Origin of the sequence: Actinospineispora acaciae DSM 45401 (genome assembly GCF_000620785.1) — a bacterium.
Taxonomy (GTDB): Bacteria; Actinomycetota; Actinomycetes; order Mycobacteriales; family Pseudonocardiaceae; genus Pseudonocardia; species Pseudonocardia acaciae.
This window is the reverse complement of the sequence record NZ_JIAI01000082.1, coordinates 1-1,816: the sequence shown is the minus strand read 5'-3', so window position 1 is coordinate 1,816 and position 1,816 is coordinate 1. Positions and strand designations below refer to the sequence as shown.

1 protein-coding gene is annotated in these 1,816 nt (G+C 78.1%); it reads left to right on the top strand.

Translation table 11 applies throughout. From position 1 onward, the window contains the following. Positions 1–1,816 (top strand): hypothetical protein (locus N912_RS64980; RefSeq protein WP_028928023.1); only part of this gene is annotated, 1,816 nt, incomplete at both ends.

Here is a 1,816-nt window from a genome sequence, read left to right as displayed (position 1 = left end):
CCCCCCAGACCCCCGACCAGCCCGCCCAAGGCGGTAAGAACCCCAACCAGCCCGCCACCGCCCCCGGCTCCTCGGCCAGCTCCGGCGGCCCCACCGTCCCCGGCGCCTCGTCCTGGTCCACCGCCTGGGCCAACCTCACCTGCGACACCAACACCGGCGCCTGCAAAGGCACCCCACACAGCACCGCCACCGGCATCGGCGCCGCCGACCACGCGGGCGGCGGCGAAGGAACCCGAGGCCCACCGGAAGCCACCGGCACCACCAGCAGCTCCTGCGACACCACCGGCGCCGCGTGCCAGGCCCTCACCAGCTCCGCCTCGGGCTCCGGCCAGGTCGTCGCCGACATCCTCACCGAGGCCCGCAAGCAGACCGGCGAGAACGCCGACCAGCCGATCACCAACCCCCCGGCCGCCCTATCCCGATCGGAAGCGACCGCCCGCTGCGCCGGCCCTGGCTGCACCGCCGCCACCACCGGCGACACCAACACCGGCGCCACCGCGCACACCACCGCCAACTGCACCTCCACCGGATCCGGCTGCACGGTCGGGAGCAACGCCGAGACCGAAACCCGCCGCGACTCCGGACTGACCGCCACCGGCGACAAGACCTCCCTGCCCGGTTCGTCGGGCACCGGCCGGGCCGGATCGACCATCTCCTGCCCCGACGGCGGCTGCACCGGCCAGGCCACCGGCACCGCCACCGCCCCCACCGGCACCGGCCCCCGTTCCACTTCGGAGGCCGCCACCGGCTGCGAGAGCGCCGGCTGCGAGGCCGGGGTGATGGTCGGTACCTCCACCGCCACCGCCCCCACCGCCGGGACGGTCACCGGCCTCGCCACCGCCGCCGCCGACTGCCGCGCCAACGGCGCCGCCTGCGCGACCAAGACCTCCGCCACGGCCACCGCGCCGAACAACACCGCCGCCGCCACCTGCGCGGGCGCCGGGGCCTGCCAGAGCGACACCACCGTGACCGTCACCGACGGCCTGCCAACCGTGGCCGCCGGCTGCCAGGGCGGCTCCGGCTGCCGCACCCACGCCGACGGCTCGGCCCAGAGCGGCGCCAACACCGCCCGGTTCACCGCCGACTGCACCGGCGGCGCCGGCCAGCGCTGCGACACCGCCGGCCGGGCCATCGCCACCGCCGGCCAGGCAATGGCCGCCGCGTCCTGCTCGGGCCCTGGCTGCACCCGCACCGCCGAAACCCACAGCACCGCCGCCCACTCCGCCGGGTCGAACACCGCCGACGCCCGCGCGGACTGCTCCAGCGCCGGCGGCGCCGGCGGCGGCTGGTGCGCCACCACCGCATCAGCGCAGGCCACCGACCAGCACGCGGCCGCGTCGGCGTCCTGCGCCGGCTCCGAAGGCGCCGCCTGCTCGCACTCCTACCACGCCCGCAGCGCCGCCAGCTCGGCCAACCGGGGCAACCGGGCCGACGCCTCCGCCGAGGGCTCCGGCCACGGCGGCGTCGGCGGAGGCGGGGTGCAGACCTTCGCCCAGGCCCACACCGGGGACGGCATGGCCGCCGCGGCGGCAGGCTGCCAGGGCAGCCCCGGCACCAACTGCCGCCACTCCTACTCGGCCAGCTCCCAAGCCAGCGCCCCCGGCGCCCTGGCCTCCGCCCACGGCTCCGACGCCGGCGGCATGGGCAGCGGCGGGGTGCAGACCACGGCGCACGCCTCGGGCGGGGGCGGCCAGGCGGCGGCGTCGGCGTCCTGTTCGGGGGCGGCGAACTGCCGCCACTCCTACTCGGCGAGCGCATCGGCCCGCGCCGACGGACCGGGCTCGCACGCGCAGGCGTCCGCGTCCGGGTCCGGTGG